A 20,783-nucleotide genomic window follows, 5' to 3' on the forward strand; every position below is an offset into this window, starting at 1 on the left:
GACGGTGGCAAGGCTCCAGCCGCGCGGCTCGCAGACCTGTTCGCAGACTTCGGCGGCGGTCAGCGGGCTGCGCTGCCAGAGCACCTCCATCACCGCATGTTCGGCATCCGAGATACGCTCGGGCTGATCGCCGGATTGGAGTGGGGCAGACTCAGACACCATGGCCTCCATCGTTTACACACGTAATCGACTACGTTTGTAAACATGAACGCCAGATGAATAGATTACTGACTCAGCTTACGCAGGGTATTGGCCAGCAGGATCAGGAAAACGCCGCGCACCACCAGGCTGATCATGATGATGACGGCCAGGAAGGCAAGGCCCGTCGCGGGGTTGGAGAACAACAGGATCAGGCCGAGCACGACGTCCAGCACACCGAGGAACAGCCGCCAGCCGCGATCGTGGCGCGCCTTTAGCGCGAAGGCGATCTGGAAGCCGCCCGATACGGTCAACCAGGCGCCGATCGCCCAGACCAACGAGAGCGCTCCGGCCACCGGATTGAGGATCGCGAATATCCCGGCGACGAGCGCGAGCAGGCCCAGCAGCACTTCCACCCAGCGCGCCCGCTGCGACAGCGAGGTCCACCCTGCGGCGATGGCGGCGATGCCGTAGATCACCAGGACGACGCCGATCAGCAGCCCGGTCGCGACACCGGCGACCAGTGGATTGGCAATCACCACCAGCGCGATCAGCAGGAGCAGGATGCCGTAAGCCAGAACCCAGCCCCAGGCCTTGCCGGAAGCCTGCGCCAGCGATTGCACCAGCGGGTCGTTCTCGACGCGGGGTTCGAGTATCGGGTCCATATTCGTGGGATTCATGCGCCTGCCTCCTGCGCGGCCAGATGTCCGTGCTGAAAAATGCACGAAATGCCATCAGGTTGCGAAGGAAAGTGCATCCAACAGCAGGGGCCATCGCCCCTGCACCCCGTTACTGTCGATGTCACGCCCTGCACTATCCGTTCCGCACCCATGGCGGCGTCGGGAGACATAATGGCTGCGCCGCAGGGAGCGCACCACGGATAGGCGGCGCGCAACGTCGCCAATTCCGAGGGTCTGGGGGATCATCCCCCAGGACTTCCGCTTTTCTACTCTATCTGGAAAGCGGCCCCCGCCCCCGTCTGATCAGCGGCACGGAACAGCGGAAATCTGAAAGACCGCAATAAAAAAGGCGGCGCACCTTCCGGTACGCCGCCTTTTCGAACTCTATCCAGCGAAGCGGATCAGTACACGCGCGCCTTCGGCTTGATGTACTGCACGTCGTCGGTGAGCGTGTATTCGTGGACCGGGCGGTAATCGAGACGGATTTCGCCGCCCTTGCCGCCCCAACCGTTGAACCAGCCCACGGTGTGCTTCATCCAGTTCGCATCGTCGCGGTTCGGGAAGTCCTCGTGCGCGTGGGCGCCGCGGCTTTCCTTGCGCGCCTGCGCGCCGTGCAGCGTGACCGAAGCCTGCGAGATCAGGTTGTCCAGTTCCAGCGTTTCCACCAGGTCCGAGTTCCAGATCAGGCCGCGATCGGTGACCTTGATGTCGTTCATGCGCTCATAGGTCTTGGCGAGCTTTTCCTTGCCTTCGACCATGAGTTCGTCAGTACGGAACACCGCTGCGTGGCCCGACATCGTGCGCTGCATCTCGGTGCGAACTTCCGCCGTCGACGAACCGCCGTTGGCATTGCGGAAGTGATCGAGACGGGTGAGCGCCAGATCGGCCGAGTCCTTGGGAAGTTCGGGCTGGTTGGCACCGGCCTGAACGATTTCCTTGAGGCGGTGGCCGGTGGCGCGGCCGAAGACCACGAGGTCGATCAGCGAGTTCGAACCCAGGCGGTTGGCGCCGTGGACCGAGACGCAAGCCGCCTCGCCCACTGCGAACAGACCCGGCACCACGGTGTCCGGATTGCCGTCCGGACAGATGGTGACGACTTCGCCGTGATAGTTACAGGGAATGCCGCCCATGTTGTAGTGCACGGTCGGCACGACCGGCAGCGGCTGGCGGGTAAGGTCCACGCCCGCGAAGATCTTGCCGCTCTCGGTGATGCCCGGCAGACGCTCGCCCAGCACCTTGGGATCGATGTGATCGAGGTGCAGGTAGATGTGGTCCTTGTGCGGGCCGACGCCGCGGCCTTCGCGGATTTCCATCGCCATCGAGCGCGAGACGACGTCGCGCGAGGCGAGGTCCTTCGCGGAAGGCGCGTAACGCTCCATGAAGCGCTCGCCCTCGGAGTTGGTGAGGTAGCCGCCCTCGCCGCGCGCGCCTTCGGTGATCAGCACGCCCGCGCCGTAGATGCCGGTCGGGTGGAACTGCACGAATTCCATGTCCTGCATGGGCAGGCCGGCGCGCAAGACCATGCCGCCGCCGTCGCCGGTGCAGGTATGGGCCGAAGTGGCGGTGAAGTAGCTGCGGCCGTAGCCGCCGGTCGCCAGCACCACGGCCTGCGAGCGGAAGCGGTGGATCGAACCGTCATCCATGCAGAGCGCGATCACGCCGACGCACTTGCCGCCGTCCATGATCAGGTCGATGGCGAAGTATTCGATGAAGAAGTCCGCGTCGTACTTCAGCGACTGCTGGTAGAGCGCGTGCAGCATGGCGTGGCCGGTACGGTCCGCCGCGGCGCAAGTGCGCTGCACCGGCGGGCCTTCGCCCATGTTCTGCATGTGGCCGCCGAACGGGCGCTGGTAGATCGTGCCGTCGGCATTGCGGCTGAAGGGCACGCCGGCGTGCTCCAGCTCGTAGACTGCGGCCGGGGCTTCGCGCACCATGTACTCGATGGCGTCCTGGTCGCCCAGCCAGTCCGACCCCTTGACGGTGTCGTACATGTGCCAGGTCCAGTGGTCCGGCGTGTTGTTGCAGAGCGAGGCGGCGATGCCGCCCTGTGCCGCAACGGTGTGCGAGCGGGTCGGGAAGACCTTGGTGATGCACGCGGTCTTCAGGCCGGCTTCGGCCGAACCCATCGTGGCGCGCAGACCCGAGCCACCGGCGCCGACGACGACGGTGTCATAGGTATGGTCGATGATCTTGTAGGCAGGCGCGGACATTATGCATGTGCTCCCAGCGCGAGACGAATGACGCAGAAGGCGCCGAAGGCGATGCCGCTGCAGGCGGCAAGGTTCAGCGCGGCAATGCAGGCGAACTTGTTGGCGTGATCGTGGACATAGTCCTCGACCAGAACCTGGAGGCCGATACGCGCATGCCAGAAGGTCGTGACGACGAGCAGGATCATCACCACGGCCGGAACCGGGCGGGCGATCCATTCGACCACGGTGGCGTAGCTCAGATCGGGCAGAAGCAGGATCGAGACGGCCAGGAACAGGACCGAAAGGAGGTTGCCGATCGCGGTGAAGCGCTGGAGCAGCCAGTGGTGAACGCCGGTCTTTGCCGAGCCGAGGCCGCGCACGCGGCCGATGGAAGTTCCGTTACCCATGTTTCCCGTTCCTCAGCGAAGCAGCAGGATCGCCCAGAAGGCGACGGTGGCGAGCACGCCCAGGATCGGGCAGACGATCGACCAGGTCTTGTTCGTCTTGAGTTCGAAGCCCGCGCCGACATCCAGCACGAAGTGGCGAAGGCCGCTCATCATGTGGGTGAAGAACGCCCAGGAAATGCCCACGAGCACGACATAGCCGAGCGGCGAGGTCATGCACTTGGTGAGCAGTGCGTAAGCTTCGGGTCCGCCAGCCAGCGCCCCGAGCCACCACAGCAGCAGGCCGAGGCCGGCGAATGCCATGCCATCGCCCGTCACGCGGTGCAGAATCGAGACGAACATGTGAGGGCCCCAACGCCAGATCTGGAGATGGGGCGAAAGCGGACGGTTCCTGGTGCCGTCTTTGGCCATGGCTCTTTCGAATCCCTTTTGCCTTATGTAGCAGCCTCGAGGCTGCCCCTGTCGAAAGTCCCCTTAGACAAATCACGGCTTGGCGCAAGTTCCGCGAAGCACATCGCAGATGCATCGCACACAAGCGCCCCTGGCAATCGGTCAACCGGACATTCAGCCGCCGGACATCAGCCGATTGCATCCTACTGGTCAGCCGGGCGCAGGCGAATTAAAGCCCGGGCAAAACAGTGCATCCGCGAAAGCCGCAACGAATCGCGCGGCTTTCGGTCGTATTCCATACCGGCCGCCGTCATGCGGCCGATGCCCAAGTCCGCTTCGAACCGGCAGCTTTCCTGTCAAAGGGCCGGGTTCGCAGCGCAGGAGATCCGTTCGTGAGTTGGAAAATCACAGCTTTCGCCCCGCGCGCCACCATCGAGGCCGCACTCGTCGCCCATGAAGACGCCTTCGACTGGGACGAGGGCATCGTCCTGTCCGGCAGCGAGATCGCCGAGGACAAGCCGGACGACTGGCAACTCGAAGCCTGGTTCGCGGACGAGCCGGGCGATGCGGAAAGGCAGGCCATCGCTGCGCTATTCCCCGGCGAGGTGCCCGAATTCATCGTCGAGGAACTGCCGGAAACCGACTGGCTGGTGACGAGCCAGCAGGGCCTCGAACCGATCCGCGCCGGTCGCTTTTACGTGCACACCCCGGATCACCCGGCCAGCGACGAACCCGGCGTGATCGATTTCGCGATCCCCGCCAGCCAGGCCTTCGGCACCGGACAGCATGCGACGACGGCGGGCTGCCTCGCCATGCTCACGCACATGAAGGCGCAGGGCCTGATCTTCCGCAACCATGCCGACATCGGCACCGGCACCGGCCTGCTCGCCTTCGCGGCCATGGCACTCTGGCCGCGCGCGCTGGCGACCGCCAGCGACATCGACCAGGTCTGCGTCGGCGTGGTGGAAGACAATGCCGCCGCCAACGGCGTGAAGATGGGGCCGCGCGGCGGCGAACTGGTCATGACCGTCGCCGACGGCATGGACCACCCGCTGATCGCCGCGCGCGGACCTTACGACCTCATCATGGCGAACATTCTGGCCGGACCGCTGGTCTCGCTCGCGCCGGACTTTGCGCGCTCGCTGGCACCGGGCGGGAGCCTCGTCCTGGCGGGCCTGCTGGAAACCCAGGAAGAGGCCGTCCGCCGCGCCTGTCGCCGCGCCGGCCTGCGCCTCGCGGCAAGGCTGGTGAACGGCGACTGGTCGATCCTGTGGATGCGCGCGCGGCGCAAGTAGGCGCACCAAACGGCAGATGCGGGACCGGCCGGTTTCGCATCTGCGAGCAGCGCGCTACTCCATTCGGCGCAGCCTATGCACGTTAAGACTTATAAACGCGGCGCATAAGTATCAGCAGGAATTTTCGGGAAGCATTATCCTTTTAATTCATAGGACTAAGTAGAATCCCGAGGTTAGCCGTTAACCGCTCGAATTAACTTCGAATTAAGGGTTTCCACCAAGAATTAAGGCCAAGGGGGGCTGGTAACAACAGCTCAAGAGGCCAACATGCTTCAATCTGATCTCGACCGGCCGCGGCAGGTCGTAGGACCCCTGGGTGAAGCTCTCGACAAGAGCAGCCTGCCGCCACGCGGCACCTCTCGCTGGGTCGTTCGTCGCAAGGCGGAAGTCGTGGCAGCGGTGAACGGCGGCCTGCTGACGATTGCCGAGGCTTGCGACCGCTACGACCTCACGCTTGAGGAACTGGCATCCTGGCAACGCGCCGTCGAGCGCGAGGGCATGGCAGGACTGCGCGCAACCCGGGTTCAACATTATCGGCACCTGCACGAGCGGCAATCGCGCCGCGCCTGACAGGTCGCTCCGGACAAAAAGGGCCGCCGGTATCGCACCGGCGGCCCTTTGCGTTTGCACTGTTGAACGGGTCTATCCGGCCGCCGCCTGCACGATCCGCGCCCATTCCGCCTCGTCGATCACGCGGATGCCGAGGTCGGCGGCTTTCTTCAGCTTCGAGCCCGCCCCCGGCCCTGCCACCAGGATGTCGGTCTTGGCCGAGATCGACCCCGCCGCCTTGGCGCCGAGCCTTTCGGCCTGCGACTTGGCCTCGTCCCGGCTCATCGTTTCCAGCTTGCCGGTGAAGACCACGGTCTTGCCCGCGACTTCGCTGTCCACCGTCTCGACGACATAGGCGGGCGGCGTGACTTCCGAGAGCAGGTCGTCCCAGACTTCGCGGTTATGCTCCTCGTGGAAGAAGTCCCCCAGCGCCTCGACCACCGCCGGGCCGATGCCGTCGATCGAGACCAGTTCCGAATAGGCCTCGCTCCCCGCCGCCGCGGCTTCTTCGCCTTCCTTGGCGTGCGAGGCCTCGGCGATCTCCCGCAGCGCCGAAAGCGTCTCGAACCGCTTGAGCAGATCGCGCGCAGTGACGGCCCCGACATGGCGGATACCGAGGCCGAACAGCAGGCGCGCGGCATCGGGGCTGCGCTTGCTTTCCACAGCTGCCAACAGGTTGTCCACAGACTTGTCCTTCCACCCGTCGAGCGCGAGAATGTCCTCCCGACGCCGCCGGAGGCGGAAGATATCGGCAGGGCTTTCAAGCCAGCCCTTGGCGAAGAACTCGTCGATGGTCTTCTCGCCCAGCCCTTCGATATCGAGCGCGGCGCGGCTGACGAAGTGCTTGAGCCGCTCTGTCCGCTGCGCCGGGCAGATCAGTCCGCCGGTGCAGCGCACATCGACTTCACCCTCCTGCGCGACCGCCTCGCTGCCGCATTCCGGGCAGTGATCGGGGAAGTCGAAGGCGGGGCGCTCCTGCTCGCGGGTGAGATTGTCGACGATCTGCGGGATCACGTCGCCCGCGCGCTGGAGCACCACGGTATCGCCGGGGCGAACGCCGAGGCGGCCGATCTCGTCGCGGTTGTGCAGCGTCACATTGGTGACGGTGACGCCGCCGACCAGCACCGGCTTGAGGCGGCCGACCGGCGTGAGCTTGCCGGTGCGGCCGACCTGGATGTCGATCGATTCGAGCGTGGTCTCGGCCCGTTCCGCCGGGAACTTGTGCGCCAGCGCCCAGCGCGGGGCCTTGGCCACGAAGCCTAGGCGCTGCTGCCAGTCGAGCCGGTCGATCTTGTAGACGACGCCGTCGATCTCGAAAGGCAGAGCCGCGCGTCCGTCGCGAATGGTGCGATAGGCGGTCAGCATCTCTTCCAGCGACTGGCAGAGCCGGAACTGCGCGGAGACCGGCAGGCCCCAGGATTCGATCCGGCGGATCACGTCGTGCTGGCTGGTCCCGGGGACCCGGCTCGCCGCACCCCAGCCATGGGCCCAGAACCGCAGCGGCCGCTTGGCCGTGACGCTCGCGTCCTTCTGGCGCAGCGAACCGGCAGCGGCATTGCGCGGGTTTGCGAACTGGCGGACCTTGCTCTCGTCGAAGGCTTCGCCCTTGCTCTCGGCCAGCGCCCGCGCCTCGGCCATCAGCGTCTCGTTGAGGGCGACGAAGGCCCCCTTCTCCATGTAGACTTCGCCGCGCACCTCGAAGACCTCGGGGATGTCCTCGCCCTTCAGTTCCTGCACGACATCGGCGATGTGGGCGACGTTGGCCGTCACGTCCTCGCCGACCTGACCGTCCCCGCGCGTCGCCGCACGGACCAGCCTGCCGTTCTCGTAGCGCAGCGAGCACGAGAGCCCGTCGATCTTGTCTTCCGCCGTCACCAGCACCGGCTCTTCGGCCGGGAGCGAGAGGAAACGCCGCACCCGGCCGACGAAATCGGCGACTTCCTCATCGGTGAAGGCATTGTCGAGGCTCATCATGCGAACCTCGTGCGTCACCTTGGACAGCGGCGAGGCGGCGATTTCATGGCCGACCTTGTTCGTCGGGCTGTCGGGCCGGACCAGATTCGGGAAGGCGGCCTCCAGTTCGGCATTGCGGCGAACCAGGGCATCGTATTCGGCGTCCGAAATCTCCGGCGCATCGTCGCCATGATAGAGCCGGTTGGCGCGGTTGATCTGGCGCGCCAGACGCATCAATTCGTTGGCGGCTTCGGCTTCGTTGATCTCGGGACTGGTCATGGCGCTGGAATAGGCCAGAGCGCGGCGGCTGGGAATTCCCCTTCGCGGTTAATCCCCCTCGATCGGATCGAATTCCAGATGGAGGCTGGCGAGCGCGCGCAGGATATACGTCGGCTCATAATCGAAGTGCAGGCCGCCGTCCGGCCCGACGTGCTGCGCCGAAAGGCGAATATTGCCCATGCGCGCCAGCAGGCGCTCGATGCTCGTCACGACCTCGCGCCGGGCGAGCGGCGCGCCGATGCAGGTATGCGCGCCGCGCCCGAAGGCCAGGTGCTCCTTGAGCTTCGGCCGGTCCATGTCGAAGCGGTCCGGCTCCGGAAAACGGGCGGGATCGCGGTTGGCGGCCATGTGCGACAGCAGGATCGCGGTGCCCGCCTTGATCTCCATCCCGCCCAGCACCGTGGTCTTCTGGCACATCCGCCCGCCGCTCTTGACCGAACCGTCGAAGCGCAGGACCTCCTCGACGAAGGCGGGAATGCGGCCCGGCTCGTCGCGTAGTTCCTGCTGGATATCGGACCGTGTCGCGATGATCCGGAAGGCATTGGCGAGCAGCCGGTTCGTCGTGTCCTGCCCCGCCCCGAACAGGAAGGCGGCAAGGCTCGTCAGATCGACCAGCGAAGGCCGGCTGCCGTCCGGATAGCTCGCCTGCGCCAGTTCGTTGAGAATATCCTCATGCGCCAGAAGCGCCCGCAGGGGCCGCATCAACGGATGCGCGGAAAGCCGCCGCTGTGCGATCAGGCCGAACAGGCCCTTCCCCACTCCGACCAGCGGGTTCTTGAGCATGTCCTCCTCGCTCGCATCCATCGGCACCGGGATCGCCCCTTCCAGAAGGACGCGAAACTTGGCGCGCGTGCGTTCGGACAGACCGAGCAGATCGGAGATCACCAGCGCCCCGTAAGGCCCGCCGTACTGCCGCACGATGTCGACTTTGCCGTCGGCATGGAACTCGTCGATCAGGCCTTCCGCCGTCGCCAGCAGCTTGGGCTGGAGTTCCTTCAACCGGCTCGGCGTGAAGAGGCGCGCGATGATCGAGCGCAAGTCGGCATGCCGCGCGCCGCTCTCGGTGACGATCTGGTCGGCAAAAGCGATCTTGCTGCGATGCGCTTCGAGCTGCGCGGCGATATCGTCTCCTTCCGGCGTGAACGGCAGATCCGCCACCGGCCCGGTCACGGCATTGATCGAGGAGAAATGCTCGGTGTCGAGCATGACCTGCACCGTTTCCTCATATCCGGTCACGGCCACCGCGTTTCGATAGGGCAGACGCACCACCGGTCCTTTCGCCCGCAGGAAGTCGAAGTAGGCATGCGGATCGTCGACCAGCGCGACATCGCTGTACCAGTCCGCGGTTTCATAGGACGCCGAATGAGCCAAGGACTTGCTCTCCCTATTTTTATGATCCTCACTGTATCACAACTGAACAGGTGGTCAACTTGGCGCGCGACCCCTTCCGGAAAGCTTTCGCTCCCGCTTTCACCAAGGCCCGGCTATGACGCTGGTATGCCGACGATCATCCCGCCCGAGACCCCTGCCCTGCCGGCCGCCTTCGATATTCTCGGCATTGCCGTATTCGCCCTGACCGGAGCGCTTTCGGCCGCGCAGATGCGGCAGACTTTCGTGACGGTGGCGTTCTTCGCCTTCATGACCGGGGTCGGCGGCGGCACCTTGCGCGACCTGCTGATCGGCGCCCCGGTGTTCTGGGTGCGCGATCCCTTCGTGGTGCCCGCCTGCCTGACCGTGGCGGTGATCGCCTGGTTCACGCCGGTGCGCTGGTGGCAAGGGCGACTGCTGGAATGGGCCGACGCCATCGGCCTCACGGTCTATTCCGGATTCGGCACGATCAAGGCCATGGCCTGGGGCGTGCCGCCTATTCCGGCGATCGTCATGGGTGTCGTTACCGGTTGCGTCGGCGGCATCGTCCGCGACGTGGTGGCGGGACAGCCTTCGATCCTCATGCGCCCGGAACTCTATGTCACGGCAGGCGCGCTCACCGCGGCCACGGCGGCAGCCGGTCTGGCCATGGGATTTGCGCCGACCTTGACTTGGGCCATCGCCGCCAGTGCCGGTTTCGCGCTGCGCGGCGCCGCGATCCACTGGTCGCTCGGCCTGCCCGCCCACGAAGGAGCGGACTGAAGGGCAGGCGACAAGCGCCCGCCCCTCGATCTTCCTACTTCGACGCCGGCACGCGCAGCCCGGTCCATTGCGCGACGAACGAGAGCACGTCGGCGCTTTCCTCGATCACCTTGTCGGTCGGCTTGCCGGAGCCATGCCCGGCGCGCGTCTCGATGCGGATCAGGTGCGGCTTGTCGCCCAGCGGCGCGGCCTGGAGCGCGGCGGCGTACTTGAACGAGTGGCCCGGCACCACGCGGTCGTCGGTATCCGCCGTTGTCACCAGGATCGCCGGATAGGCCTCGCCCGCCTTGATGTTGTGGTAGGGCGAATAGGCGCGCAGCACCTTGAAGTCCGCCTCGCGGTCCGGATAGCCGTAGTCGTCCACCCAGTAGCGGCCCGCCGTGAAGCGGTCGAAGCGCAACATGTCCATTACGCCGACCTGCGGAATGCCCGCCGCGAAGAGATCGGGCCGCTGGTTGAGCACGGCCCCGACCAGCAGGCCACCGTTCGATCCGCCCTGAATGGCGAGGCCGTCCTTGGCCGCGATGCCTTCCGCCTTCAGATATTCGCCCGCGGCGATGAAGTCGTCGAAGACGTTCTGCTTGTTGGCCCGGCGACCGGCATCGTGCCAGGCACGGCCATACTCGCCGCCCCCGCGCAAGTTCGCCATCGCGAAGGCACCGCCCGCCTGCACCCAGGCCATGCGGCTCGCGGAGAAACCGGGCGTGAGCGAAATGTCGAAGCCGCCGTAGCCGTAGAGCAAGGTCGGCACCGGCTTGCCCGCCTTGGCCACATCCTTGCGGCGCACCAGGAACATCGGCACCCGCGTGCCGTCCTTCGAGGTATAGAAGCGCTGCTCGACGACGACGTCGGCCGGGTCGAAGTCCATCGCCGGCTCGGCGAAAGGCTCGGACGCGCCGGTGTCGAGGTTCATGCGGAAAATCGACGCCGGCCGGTTGAAGCTGGTGAACGAGTAGAAGGTCTCAGGATCGCCCGGCTTGCCGCGGAAGCCCGAGGCCGTGCCGATGCCGTTCAGGGCCAGCGCCCGGCCCGGCTTGCCGTCCAGCCCGACGATCTCGGCATGGCTGGCGGCATCGCGCATGTAGTTGAGCACGAGCTGGCGGCCGACGATTCCGGCCTTCTCCAGGATATCCTCCCGCTGCGGCACGACTTCGCTAGGGGCGGGATCGCTCGCCGCCAGATCGAAGCTCACCAGGCGGTAGCGCGGCGCGCTTTCGTTCGTGACGAACCAGAGCTTCTGCCCGGCACCCTCCACGAACCGCCAGTCGTCCTTGAAGCCCGAGACGATCGTGCGCGCGGTCCAACCGTTCTTCCCGCGTTTCGACAGATCGATGACCCGGACGTCGTAGCGGGAATCGGTGCCGATATGCGAGGTGATGACGGCAAGCCGCCCGTCCTGCGTGACTTCCGCCGAGTGGCCGTAGTCCGGATGGTCCGGCGTGGCATAGACCAGTTCGTCCGCGCTCTGCGGCGTGCCGAGGCGGTGGAAGTAGATCGACTGGTTGTAGTTGAGGCTCTGGAAAGCCGCGCCTTCCTCCGGCGCCGGGAAGCGCGAATAGAGGAAACCTTCGTCACCGATCCAGGCCAGCGCGCTGAACTTCACCCAGCGCAGCTCGTCTTCCAGGACCTTGCCGGTGGCCACGTCCATCACATGGAGCACCCGCCAGTCGCTGCCGCCATCCTGCACGCTGTACAGCAGGTAGCGCCCCTGCTGCGAAGGCTCCCAGGCATCGAGCGCGGTCGCTCCGTCCTTGGCCCAGGCATTGGGGTCGAGCAACAGACGCGGCGTTCCGTGGAGCGCCTCGCGCACGAAAAGCTGCGACTGGTTCTGGAGACCGGTGTTGCGCGTGTAGAAATAGCGCTTCCCCGCCTTCACCGGCAGACCGAAGCGCTCGAAATCCATCAGCGCACTCATCCGCTGCTTGAACCAGGCGCGTTGCGGCAGGGTTTCGAGATAGGTTTCGGTGAAGCGGGATTCCCGATCGACCCAGTCAGCGACCTTGGGGTCATGGCGAACGTCGGCTTCCAGCCAGCGGTAGGGATCGGCGATGCGCTCCCCGAACAAAGTCTCTGCCACGTCGTCGCGGCGGGTTTCCGGGTAGTTCATAGTCGTCACCGTCTCGGCCGATACCGGCATGGCTGCAAACAAACTCAACATGGTTACACGCGCGATCGCACCTCGGGCCCCGCCGAACCCACCCTTCCCAGGCATTCCATTCCCCTGAAACCAAAAAACAAAAGCGGCCGCGAGCCTAGCACTCGCGACCGCCCTTGCAATGTCCGGCCCGCCTCCCTGTGGAAAGCGGTCCTGGCCTTCAGCCTATCAGGCTTCGGCGTATTCGTTTTCTTCGGTCTGGACCGGACCCGAGTCCTTGCCCTTTTCCGAAGTGTCACGGTCGACGAGTTCGATGATCGCGATCGGGGCGGCGTCCGAAGCGCGGATGCCGGCCTTGATGATGCGGGTGTAACCACCGCTGCGACCGGCGTAACGCTCGGCGAGAACTTCGAAGAGCTTCTTTTCCTGAGCTTCGTCCATCAGGCGAGCGTGCGCCAGACGACGGTTCGAGAGACCACCATGCTTGGCAAGGGTGATCAGCTTTTCGAGGTAAGGACGCAGTTCCTTCGCCTTCGGCGTCGTGGTCTGGATCTGCTCGTGCTTGATGAGAGCAGCGGCCATGTTGCGCAGCAGGGCGGCGCGGTGACCTGAGGTGCGCTGAAGCTTGCGCTGGCCATGTTTGTGACGCATGTCTTGTCTTCCTGTTTGTCAGGCAGCCGTTTCAGGTACTGCCTGCCGGGCGATGTGGTGCGGCCACCGCCCAGAGCCGATTCACTTTCGTGTGAAGCGCGCCCTCAAGACGAAAACGGCGGAAGAGTCAAGGCTGGAGGCTTTCTCCTCACCCCAGCAGCGCCAGAACCGGCGGCCCGAGCGTCAGCAGCCCGATCCCTGCGGCCGCTACCGACGCGATGAGGACCGCCCCGGCCGCCACGTCCTTGATACGACCGATCGCCTTGTCGAAGCCGGGTTCGATCCGGTCGCAGAGGTCTTCGATGGCCGTGTTGAACGCCTCGGCCAGCCAGACGAGCGCCATCGCCAGAACCAGCCAGCGCCAGTCGCTTGCCGAAACCTTCAGAAATACGCCCGCCGCCACCACTGCGATCGAGGCGGCCAGATGCAAGCGAGCATTGTGCTCGCCGTAGACGAGCCGACGCAGGCCACGCCAGGCGTAGATGAAACTTCTCAGCCGCGCGGCAACGCTGAAGCGGCTTTGCACGGGCAGTGCGTCAACGGCGATCACATCGGAAGGTTCGGCCATGCCCGGAGCTTAAACCGCCTTCGCGAGCTTCCGCCAGCCCAAAGAAAAAGGCCCCGCGGTTTCCCGCGAGGCCCTCTTCAATTCGGTATCGGGAGCGCCGATCAGCCGAGCAGTTCCTGCTCCAGCTTCTTGGCCATCTCTTCGATGTTCTCGGGCGGCCAGCCCGGGATGTCCATGCCGAGGCGCAGGCCCATCGACGAAAGGACTTCCTTGATCTCGTTGAGCGACTTGCGGCCGAAGTTCGGCGTGCGCAGCATCTCGGCTTCGGTCTTCTGGACCAGATCGCCGATGTAGATGATGTTGTCGTTCTTGAGGCAGTTGGCCGAACGGACCGACAGTTCCAGCTCGTCCACCTTCTTGAGAAGGTAGCGGTTGAGCTGGTTGGTGTCGCTCTCTTCCGAGGCGGCAGCACCGCCGGCAGCCATGCCGATCATCGGCGACTGACCAACCGGAGCGATGTCCTCGAAGTGGACGAACAGCGCAAGCTGGTCCTGGAGGATGCGCGCGGCATAAGCCACGGCGTCTTCAGGAGCCACGGTGCCGTCGGTTTCGACGGTGAGGCTCAGCTTGTCGAAGTCCAGTTCCTGGCCGATACGCGCGTTCTCGACCTTGTAGCTGACCTGGCGGACCGGCGAGTAGAGCGAGTCGACCGGGATAAGACCGATCGGCGCGTCCACGGGACGGTTCGACACGGCGGGGACGTAGCCCTTGCCGGTGTCGGCGGTCAGTTCCATGTTGAGCGTCGCACCTTCGTCGAGGTGGCAGATCACGAGGTCCTTGTTCATGACCTCGATGTCACCCGAGACGGCGATGTCGCCGGCCTTCACAGCCGCCGGACCCGTGGCCGAGAGCTGGAGACGCTTCGGGCCTTCACCCTGCATCTTGAGAGCGATCTGCTTGACGTTCAGGACGATGTCCGTGACGTCCTCGCGCACACCGGCAAGCGACGAGAATTCGTGCAGCACGTTCTCGATCTTGATCGAGGTGATCGCGGCGCCCTGAAGCGAGGAGAGCAGCACGCGGCGCAGCGCATTGCCGAGCGTCAGACCGAAGCCACGCTCCAGCGGTTCGGCAACGAACGTCGCCTTCAGTTTGGGGTCGGGTCCCGGCTTGATCTCAAGGCTGTTCGGCTTCTTGAGTTCCTGCCAGTTCTTGATGTTGACAGTCATGGACTTCCCCTGGGAGTGATGGCGGTTACGCCCCGAGGCCCGGTGGAGGGGCCTGGGACGTTCCGAAGCCGGACAGCGACCGGTTCGCCGTCCGGATTAGCTCGATCAGACGCGGCGACGCTTGGAAGGACGCACGCCGTTGTGCGGGATCGGCGTCACATCGCGGATCGAGGTAATGGTGAAGCCGACAGCCTGGAGGGCGCGCAGGGCGCTCTCACGGCCCGAACCCGGACCCTTGACTTCGACTTCGAGAGTGCGGACGCCGTGCTCGGCGGCCTTCTTGCCGGCATCGTCGGCAGCGACCTGGGCGGCGTAGGGAGTCGACTTGCGGCTACCCTTGAAGCCCATCATGCCGGCCGAGGACCACGAGATCGCGTTGCCCTGGGCGTCGGTGATGGTCACCATGGTGTTGTTGAAGCTTGCATTCACGTGCGCGATGCCGCTCGTGATGTTCTTGCGCTCGCGGCGCTTAATGCGCTGAGGTTCGCGTGCCATATCCGTATATCCTGTCGAAAAATCGCTGAGGGAAACCGATTGGGCCGATTGCTCGGCCCGCGCGGCTTACTTCTTCTTACCGGCGATCGGCTTGGCCTTGCCCTTGCGGGTGCGCGCGTTGGTGTGCGTGCGCTGGCCACGAACCGGCAGACCCTTGCGGTGACGCAGGCCACGGTAGCAAGCGAGGTCCATGAGACGCTTGATGTTCATCGCGGTTTCGCGACGGAGGTCACCTTCAACCGTGTGATCGGCGTCGATGGTTTCGCGGATCTGCAGGACTTCGGCGTCCGACAGGTCCTGTACGCGGCGGCTGTGATCGATGCCGAGCTTGTCGGCGATTTCGAGAGCCTTGGTACGACCGATACCATGGATGTAGGTGAGCGCGATGATAACGCGCTTGTTGGTGGGGAGGTTTACCCCGGCAATACGAGCCACTTAATTCTCCATGCTCCACAGGGAGCGCCCTAAGGGACGAGCCCTATCTCAACGCTTATTCACCCGCCAGGCGTAAATGACAAAAGTCCGTCAGGCAGCACACATGATGCCAACGCCATCCGGACCAGCCGAAACCTTTTGAGTGAAGGGCGCGCATAAAACGATTCGCAAGGCAAGTCAATCCTTGCAAGTTGTGGTCGCTCGATCCCAGCCCGTCATCGAACCTGAGAGAGCGACTGCGCGCAAACCGTGTACCGTATCCGCGAAGTTTAGTCAAAGAATCGGCAGGTGTTGCAAGACGATGCGCAACCTTCCGGTATTCTCCGGCGCCGTTACCGCGCAGCCTCCGGCTCGATCCGACCGCCGAGCTTGCGGGCGAGCCGCTCGATCTGGGAACCCAGCACGGCATCGACCGCCGGTGCGATTCGGGAAAGTCCGGCCCGCGAATAGCCGCCCAGGACATATTCGACGACGATCCGCGTGCCGCCCTGCCCCCGGTCTTCCAGCGGCGCGAGAGTGAAGGTCATCGCGCCCTGTACCGCCTCGGCCTGAAGCGGTCCGAGCGCCCCGCTCATGCGCAGCAGCCTGGCTTTGTCGGCGTGGATCACGCGCATGTGCTCGACACTGCCGCGATCGTCCTTGCCTGCGCCGTCACCTGCACTGGCCGGAAGCCGTTCGCAGAAGCATCCGCCCGCGCGCGGATCGATGGTCAGATTGGCGGAATCGCCGGAATAGCTGTGCGCGCCGTCCCACCACAATGCGGGGGCGACCAGAACAGTCCATGCCTTTTCGGGAGAACCGGGCACCGCGGCGACATAGCGCAACACGATGCCCTGCTCGGAGGTCTCGGCAATCCGCGCCTGCGCGGACTGCCCGAAGAAAGCGCCTGCCGCCCAAAGGGCGACCAGGCAGAACCGGACGGCGCTTCTCATTGCAAGTCCCCTGTTACCGACCGAACCCAAGGTCCGGCCGGTTATGTCAGGACTTGAAAACAGCTTCAATCGCTGCGGAGACGTGATCCATGTCGGCCATGCCGTCCACCTTGGCAACGATCCCGCGCGCCTCGTAGATCGGCAGGATCGGCGCGGTCTTGGCGCGGTATTCGGCCAGACGGGTGCGGACGGTCTCGGCATTGTCGTCGGGACGACGCTTGAACTCGGTACCGCCGCACTTGTCGCAGACGCCTGCAACCTTCGGCTGCTCGAACTTGTCGTGGTAGCCCTTGCCGCAGGTGGCACAGGTGAAGCGGCCGGTGATGCGCTCGACCAGCGCATCCTCATTCACTTCGAGTTCGACCACGTGATCGAGCTTGCGGCCGCGTTCGGCCAGGATGGAGTCCAGCGACTCGGCCTGTGCGGCCGTGCGCGGATAGCCGTCGAAGATGGCTCCGGTGTCGGCGCCCATCGCGTCGAGTTCGTCGCCGATCAGCGCCGAGACGATGGCGTCGGAAACCAGTTCGCCCCGCTCCATCACCGCCTTGGCTTCGAGACCCGTGGGTGTCCCCGCCTTGACGGCGGCACGCAGCATGTCCCCGGTCGAGAGCTGGCGCATGCCATGGCGTTCGACCAGACGCTGCGCCTGCGTCCCCTTGCCCGCCCCCGGCGGGCCCAACAGGATGATATTCACGTCTTACCCCTCATCTGTCCCTGAATGCGCCCTCAGCGCATGCGGCCCTTCAGTTTCGCCTTCTTGATCAGGTCGCCGTACTGGTGCGCCAGCAGGTGCGACTGGATCTGGGTGATCGTATCGACGGTGACGTTGACGACGATCAGCAGGCTCGTCCCACCCATGAACAGCAGCGGCAGACCGGTCATCGAGAGGAAATACTCGGGAACGGTGCAGACGATGGTCAGGTAGATCGCGCCGATCACGGTCACGCGGGTCAGCACGTAGTCGAGATAGTTCGCGGTGTTCTTGCCCGGACGGATACCGGGAATGAAGCCACCGTTCTTCTTCAGATTCTCGGCCGTTTCCTCAGGATTGAAGACGACAGCGGTGTAGAAGAACGAGAAGAAGATGATGCCGGCTGCATAGAGCAGCATGTAGAGCGGCTTGCCGTGACCGAGGTACTGGTTGAGCGCGATCACGATCTTGCCACCGGTCGATTCGGGATTCAGCGACTTGCCGGCGAACTGCGTGATGGTGAGCGGCAGCAGCAGCAGCGAGCTGGCGAAGATCGGCGGGATCACGCCCGCGGTGTTGATCTTCAGCGGCAGGTGGCTGCGATCGGCCTGCATCATCCCGCGCTGCGTCGCGCGCTTCGGATACTGGATCAGCAGGCGGCGCTGCGCACGCTCGGCAAAGCAGATCATCAGGATCATCGCCACGATCAGCACGATCAGGAAGATGATGAGGACCGAACCGGTGTCGCCGGCACTGTAGGCCTGGCCGACATTGCTGGCGAACGTCGGCATCTGCGCGACGATACCCGCCATGATGATCAGCGAAACGCCGTTGCCGATGCCGCGCGAGGTGATCTGCTCACCCAGCCACAGCAGGAACATCGTACCGCCGACCAGCGAGATCACCGCACCGATTCGGAACACCATGCCCGGATCGACCACGGCCTGGAGACCGCTTGAGGCGCCATAGGCTTCGAGGCTGACGGCCAGGAACCAGCCCTGGATCGCGCAGAGCAGCACGGCACCGTAGCGCGTGTACTGGTTCAGCTTCTTGCGACCGGCCTCGCCTTCCTTCTTCAGCGCGACGAGCGCCGGGTGAAGCGAAGCGGCGAGCTGCACGACGATCGAGCTGGTGATGTAAGGCATCACGCCCAGCGCGATCAGGCTCATGCGCGAAAGCGAGCCGCCCGAGAAGGTGTTGAAGAGATCGAGAATACCGCCCTGAGTCTTGCTGTAGAGCTGAGACAGGATCAACGGGTTCACGCCGGGTAGCGGCACGAAGCTGAGGAAGCGGAAAACGATCAGGGCGCCGATGGTGAACCAGATTCGGTTCTTGAGCTCGGTCGCCTTCGAGAAGTTGGCCAGGCTCAGTGTGCTGGCGATATTGTCGGCGCGTGAAGCCATGACGATGTGTAAAGCCTCGATAGTCGGTTCGGGTCTGCCTTAGCGACTGCAAGAAGGCTTGTCGAACCCCGGTTCTGGTCCGCTCATATAGACATTCGCGCCGAGTCTGAAAGACCTGCCTGGAAAGGCCACTTGCGGGAAGTCTGAATAAAGAGAGGGCGAAGCGCATGGCGCCCGCCCTCTCCCTATGAGCATATCGCGATTGCGATGCCTCAGGCCTCGGCGGCTTCCTTGGCAGGAAGGATCACCGAACCACCGGCCTTCTCGACCGCAGCAACGGCGCTCTTCGAAGCACCGGCAACGTTGAACTCGACCTTCTCGGTCAGTTCACCCTTGGCGAGGAGGCGCACGCCGTCCTTGCCGCCACGGGCCAGGCCGGCAGCCTGGAGAACGGCGTGATCGACCACGCCCGAGATGTCGAGCTTGCCCGATTCGATCGCCTTCTGGATCATGCCGAGGTTCACTTCTGCGTAGTCCTTGGCGAACTTCTTGTTCGAGAAGCCGCGCTTCGGAAGACGCATGTGAAGCGGCATCTGGCCGCCCTCGAAGCCGTTGATCGAGACGCCCGAACGTGCCTTGGCACCCTTCTGGCCGCGGCCAGCGGTCTTGCCCTTGCCCGAGCCGATGCCGCGACCAACGCGGATACGACGGTGACGGGCGCCAGCATTGTCGCGGATATCATTCAGTTTCATAGTCTGCACTCGCTTTCGCTTTTAGTCGCGCTAATAGGAAGGCGCGCCCATAAGCGAAGCGCGCCCTGTTGTCACCCCCCAAGAATCCAGATGCGGCCCGGATGCGGCATCTAGCGACCGAATCGGGACGGAGTATCCGGAAACCCGCGGTCAACTGCCGCGCAGGCGGATCATCAGCTTGGCGTCGCCTGAAACCACGCGGCCTTCCGGATCGCGGGCGGGCGTCCACTTGAGCAGGTCCTTGCCCAGCTTGCAGATATCCGAATCGAACTCCGGCGAGACCGTCTTCGGCTCGAACACGCAGGACTTGACCCCGCCCTTGGGGTCGACGGTGAACTTCAGCTCGTGCCGGGTCATCGAATCCTTGTTGAAGATCGTCCCGTAACGCTCGCCCAGCTTCGCGAGTTCGGTGTTGAACGCGGCCTTGCTGCCGTCCGCCAGCGCCGGAACTTCGGCGAGGCCCGCATAGTCCTGCTCCGAGACCAGCGCCTTCATCCGCAGCACCAGCGCCAACCAGGATTGCGCACGGGCGATCTGCATCGGCGAATCGCGATCGACCAGCGCCTGGCACTGCGCGCCCGACGGGCTGGCCTCACGCGAAAGCAGGAAGCGTACGGCGGCATCGCGGCGATAGGCCACAGCCCAAGCCAGCGGCGTCATTCCGAAGAGGTCCGGCGAATCAATCGTGGTAGGACCGTCCAGGGCATCGCCCGTCGCCTCCGCGCTAGGCTCCTCGTCAAGGAGACGGCGCAGCACCGAAACATTGCCCCGGCGCGCGGCGTCGGCCAGTGTCGGATTTTCCGGCATCGGCCCGAGGTCGGCATAGCCGTAAGTCCGAGAGACCGCCTTTGAGGCAGTCTTGGCGACAGGCTTGGCGGCGGGTTTGGCGTTAGACGCTTCCTTGCCCCCTGCCTTGCCCTCAACCTTGCCTTTTACCTTTCCGGCCTTCTCGCCCTTGCTTTCGGCCGCCTCGACGACTTCCAGTTCATCGGGAACTGCGACGGCGCGGCAGACATCCCGATAGGGATAGGCCGGGTCGGCGATCAGCGTCTGGTTGAAGCTGCGTGCGAAGGTCCCGAGCTTGTCCTCGCCCTCCGCGCCCGGCGCCTCGCTGGGCGCGGGCGTCGGTTCGGCATCCTCACCGAAGTAGGTCACGACCCGCGCCATCCGCGGCGAAAGCCCTCCGCGCAGCACGCATTGCGCGCCGAATTCGGCGGTATCGATACCGTCCTGCGTCACGGCGGCGACAAGGCGGAAATCGCCCGCCGCAGCGGCCTTGTGTGCTTCCGCCACCGGATCGGCCTTGCCGCCGGCGAGCAGCGCCTTCAGCGCCTTGTCCGCGAGGCGATCCCGCTCCAGCGTGGCCGGGTCGGCAAGCGGATCGTTGCAGGCCGGCTCGGCCGCCGGACTTTCCTGCACGTAAGTCTCGCCATTATCGCTCGGCTCGCTGCCTTCGCACGAGGAAAGGGCGAGAGCGGCCAGGCATAACGATGAGGCCGCGATGGTCCTGCGAAGCAATGTATCCCCCAGGGAAATCCAAATCCCGCCGCGCTTAGCACAAGTCCGGGCGGTTAGGGGAGGCTGAGACGCAACCAATGAACGATTTTACGCCGCATAGATAAGCACAGCCTAAGCGCCAGCCCCG

At 64.8% G+C, this 20,783-nt stretch carries 21 protein-coding genes; 3 read left to right on the forward strand and 18 right to left on the reverse strand.

Going from position 1 to position 20,783, the window contains the following annotated elements; all coding sequences use genetic code 11:
* The 5 genes from V7066_RS22190 to sdhC form a co-directional block, all read right to left on the reverse strand.
* On the reverse strand, positions 1 to 171 hold a 171-nt coding region (locus tag V7066_RS22190; protein ID WP_334185212.1), incomplete at its 3' end, for a BlaI/MecI/CopY family transcriptional regulator.
* 53 nt (positions 172 to 224) lie between these two features.
* Entirely contained in the window at positions 225 to 818 is a 594-nt protein-coding gene (locus tag V7066_RS22195; protein WP_334185166.1) for an HdeD family acid-resistance protein, read from the reverse strand.
* Between the two features lie 401 nt (positions 819 to 1,219).
* On the reverse strand, positions 1,220 to 3,028 hold the full coding sequence (gene sdhA / locus V7066_RS22200) for a succinate dehydrogenase flavoprotein subunit (protein ID WP_334185167.1): 1,809 nt from the start codon (positions 3,026 to 3,028) through the stop codon (positions 1,220 to 1,222).
* Positions 3,028 to 3,414, reverse strand: a complete 387-nt coding sequence (gene sdhD / locus V7066_RS22205) for a succinate dehydrogenase, hydrophobic membrane anchor protein (protein ID WP_147219154.1) — start codon at positions 3,412 to 3,414, stop codon at positions 3,028 to 3,030. The genes sdhA and sdhD overlap by 1 nt, the downstream gene beginning before the upstream one ends.
* Positions 3,415 to 3,426: 12 nt before the next feature.
* On the reverse strand, positions 3,427 to 3,822 hold the full coding sequence (sdhC, locus tag V7066_RS22210) for a succinate dehydrogenase, cytochrome b556 subunit (RefSeq protein WP_334185168.1): 396 nt from the start codon (positions 3,820 to 3,822) through the stop codon (positions 3,427 to 3,429).
* 371 nt (positions 3,823 to 4,193) lie between these two features.
* Between sdhC and V7066_RS22215 the strand changes: the two genes are divergently transcribed.
* Both V7066_RS22215 and sciP read left to right on the forward strand, forming a co-directional pair.
* Positions 4,194 to 5,096 carry a 50S ribosomal protein L11 methyltransferase gene (locus V7066_RS22215; RefSeq protein ID WP_334185169.1) on the forward strand — a complete coding sequence of 301 codons (903 nt, stop codon included), beginning with the start codon at positions 4,194 to 4,196 and terminating at the stop codon, positions 5,094 to 5,096.
* Between the two features lie 267 nt (positions 5,097 to 5,363).
* Positions 5,364 to 5,666 (forward strand): CtrA inhibitor SciP, encoded by a 303-nt coding sequence (gene sciP, locus V7066_RS22220; RefSeq protein WP_334185170.1) that lies wholly within the window; start codon positions 5,364 to 5,366, stop codon positions 5,664 to 5,666.
* 72 nt (positions 5,667 to 5,738) lie between these two features.
* Here the strand turns inward: sciP and ligA are convergent, their stop codons facing one another.
* Both ligA and V7066_RS22230 read right to left on the reverse strand, forming a co-directional pair.
* Positions 5,739 to 7,877 (reverse strand): NAD-dependent DNA ligase LigA, encoded by a 2,139-nt coding sequence (gene ligA, locus V7066_RS22225; RefSeq protein ID WP_334185171.1) that lies wholly within the window; start codon positions 7,875 to 7,877, stop codon positions 5,739 to 5,741.
* Between the two features lie 48 nt (positions 7,878 to 7,925).
* Positions 7,926 to 9,248, reverse strand: coding sequence for a cytochrome P450 (locus V7066_RS22230; protein WP_334185172.1), 1,323 nt, complete (start codon positions 9,246 to 9,248; stop codon positions 7,926 to 7,928).
* A 126-nt stretch (positions 9,249 to 9,374) separates the two neighbouring features.
* Between V7066_RS22230 and V7066_RS22235 the strand changes: the two genes are divergently transcribed.
* A complete protein-coding gene (locus V7066_RS22235) occupies positions 9,375 to 10,007 on the forward strand; it encodes a trimeric intracellular cation channel family protein (RefSeq protein ID WP_334185173.1) in 633 nt (210 codons plus the stop codon).
* Between the two features lie 34 nt (positions 10,008 to 10,041).
* On the opposite strand, the gene V7066_RS22240 is transcribed toward V7066_RS22235, so the two are convergent.
* The 11 genes from V7066_RS22240 to V7066_RS22290 form a co-directional block, all read right to left on the reverse strand.
* A complete protein-coding gene (locus tag V7066_RS22240) occupies positions 10,042 to 12,165 on the reverse strand; it encodes a prolyl oligopeptidase family serine peptidase (RefSeq protein WP_334185174.1) in 2,124 nt (707 codons plus the stop codon).
* A 165-nt stretch (positions 12,166 to 12,330) separates the two neighbouring features.
* Complete coding sequence (gene rplQ, locus V7066_RS22245) at positions 12,331 to 12,753, reverse strand: 50S ribosomal protein L17 (protein WP_334185175.1); 423 nt, start codon at positions 12,751 to 12,753, stop codon at positions 12,331 to 12,333.
* A 148-nt stretch (positions 12,754 to 12,901) separates the two neighbouring features.
* On the reverse strand, positions 12,902 to 13,321 hold the full coding sequence (locus tag V7066_RS22250; protein ID WP_334185176.1) for a diacylglycerol kinase family protein: 420 nt from the start codon (positions 13,319 to 13,321) through the stop codon (positions 12,902 to 12,904).
* Between the two features lie 101 nt (positions 13,322 to 13,422).
* Positions 13,423 to 14,490, reverse strand: coding sequence for a DNA-directed RNA polymerase subunit alpha (locus V7066_RS22255; RefSeq protein WP_334185177.1), 1,068 nt, complete (start codon positions 14,488 to 14,490; stop codon positions 13,423 to 13,425).
* 105 nt (positions 14,491 to 14,595) lie between these two features.
* Complete coding sequence (gene rpsK / locus V7066_RS22260; protein ID WP_007011846.1) at positions 14,596 to 14,985, reverse strand: 30S ribosomal protein S11; 390 nt, start codon at positions 14,983 to 14,985, stop codon at positions 14,596 to 14,598.
* Positions 14,986 to 15,051: 66 nt separating this feature from the next.
* Positions 15,052 to 15,420, reverse strand: coding sequence for a 30S ribosomal protein S13 (gene rpsM, locus V7066_RS22265; RefSeq protein WP_147219131.1), 369 nt, complete (start codon positions 15,418 to 15,420; stop codon positions 15,052 to 15,054).
* Between the two features lie 332 nt (positions 15,421 to 15,752).
* Positions 15,753 to 16,352 carry an SRPBCC family protein gene (locus tag V7066_RS22270; RefSeq protein WP_334185178.1) on the reverse strand — a complete coding sequence of 200 codons (600 nt, stop codon included), beginning with the start codon at positions 16,350 to 16,352 and terminating at the stop codon, positions 15,753 to 15,755.
* Positions 16,353 to 16,398: 46 nt separating this feature from the next.
* A complete protein-coding gene (locus V7066_RS22275) occupies positions 16,399 to 17,046 on the reverse strand; it encodes an adenylate kinase (RefSeq protein WP_334185179.1) in 648 nt (215 codons plus the stop codon).
* A gap of 32 nt (positions 17,047 to 17,078) precedes the next feature.
* Positions 17,079 to 18,446 carry a preprotein translocase subunit SecY gene (gene secY / locus V7066_RS22280; RefSeq protein ID WP_334185180.1) on the reverse strand — a complete coding sequence of 456 codons (1,368 nt, stop codon included), beginning with the start codon at positions 18,444 to 18,446 and terminating at the stop codon, positions 17,079 to 17,081.
* Positions 18,447 to 18,658: 212 nt separating this feature from the next.
* The gene (gene rplO / locus V7066_RS22285) at positions 18,659 to 19,138 is read right to left on the reverse strand and encodes a 50S ribosomal protein L15 (protein WP_021233426.1); all 480 of its coding nucleotides are present in this window, start codon (positions 19,136 to 19,138) and stop codon (positions 18,659 to 18,661) included.
* Between the two features lie 150 nt (positions 19,139 to 19,288).
* Positions 19,289 to 20,656, reverse strand: a complete 1,368-nt coding sequence (locus V7066_RS22290) for a hypothetical protein (protein WP_334185181.1) — start codon at positions 20,654 to 20,656, stop codon at positions 19,289 to 19,291.
* Positions 20,657 to 20,783: the final 127 nt, after the last annotated feature.

Origin of the sequence: Novosphingobium sp. (assembly GCF_036820275.1) — a bacterium.
Lineage (GTDB): Bacteria > Pseudomonadota > Alphaproteobacteria > Sphingomonadales > Sphingomonadaceae > Novosphingobium.

What these genes read in the sequence shown, in the direction of transcription:
- V7066_RS22195 (WP_334185166.1), bottom strand. Translation starts at nt 818, where the DNA reads ATGAATCCCACGAATATGGACCCGATACTCGAACCCCGCGTCGAGAAC.
- sdhA (WP_334185167.1), bottom strand. Translation starts at nt 3,028, where the DNA reads ATGTCCGCGCCTGCCTACAAGATCATCGACCATACCTATGACACCGTC.
- sdhD (WP_147219154.1), bottom strand. Translation starts at nt 3,414, where the DNA reads ATGGGTAACGGAACTTCCATCGGCCGCGTGCGCGGCCTCGGCTCGGCA.
- sdhC (WP_334185168.1), bottom strand. Translation starts at nt 3,822, where the DNA reads ATGGCCAAAGACGGCACCAGGAACCGTCCGCTTTCGCCCCATCTCCAG.
- sciP (WP_334185170.1), top strand. Translation starts at nt 5,364, where the DNA reads ATGCTTCAATCTGATCTCGACCGGCCGCGGCAGGTCGTAGGACCCCTG.
- ligA (WP_334185171.1), bottom strand. Translation starts at nt 7,877, where the DNA reads ATGACCAGTCCCGAGATCAACGAAGCCGAAGCCGCCAACGAATTGATG.
- V7066_RS22235 (WP_334185173.1), top strand. Translation starts at nt 9,375, where the DNA reads ATGCCGACGATCATCCCGCCCGAGACCCCTGCCCTGCCGGCCGCCTTC.
- V7066_RS22240 (WP_334185174.1), bottom strand. Translation starts at nt 12,165, where the DNA reads ATGTTGAGTTTGTTTGCAGCCATGCCGGTATCGGCCGAGACGGTGACG.
- rplQ (WP_334185175.1), bottom strand. Translation starts at nt 12,753, where the DNA reads ATGCGTCACAAACATGGCCAGCGCAAGCTTCAGCGCACCTCAGGTCAC.
- V7066_RS22250 (WP_334185176.1), bottom strand. Translation starts at nt 13,321, where the DNA reads ATGGCCGAACCTTCCGATGTGATCGCCGTTGACGCACTGCCCGTGCAA.
- V7066_RS22255 (WP_334185177.1), bottom strand. Translation starts at nt 14,490, where the DNA reads ATGACTGTCAACATCAAGAACTGGCAGGAACTCAAGAAGCCGAACAGC.
- rpsK (WP_007011846.1), bottom strand. Translation starts at nt 14,985, where the DNA reads ATGGCACGCGAACCTCAGCGCATTAAGCGCCGCGAGCGCAAGAACATC.
- V7066_RS22270 (WP_334185178.1), bottom strand. Translation starts at nt 16,352, where the DNA reads ATGAGAAGCGCCGTCCGGTTCTGCCTGGTCGCCCTTTGGGCGGCAGGC.
- secY (WP_334185180.1), bottom strand. Translation starts at nt 18,446, where the DNA reads ATGGCTTCACGCGCCGACAATATCGCCAGCACACTGAGCCTGGCCAAC.
- rplO (WP_021233426.1), bottom strand. Translation starts at nt 19,138, where the DNA reads ATGAAACTGAATGATATCCGCGACAATGCTGGCGCCCGTCACCGTCGT.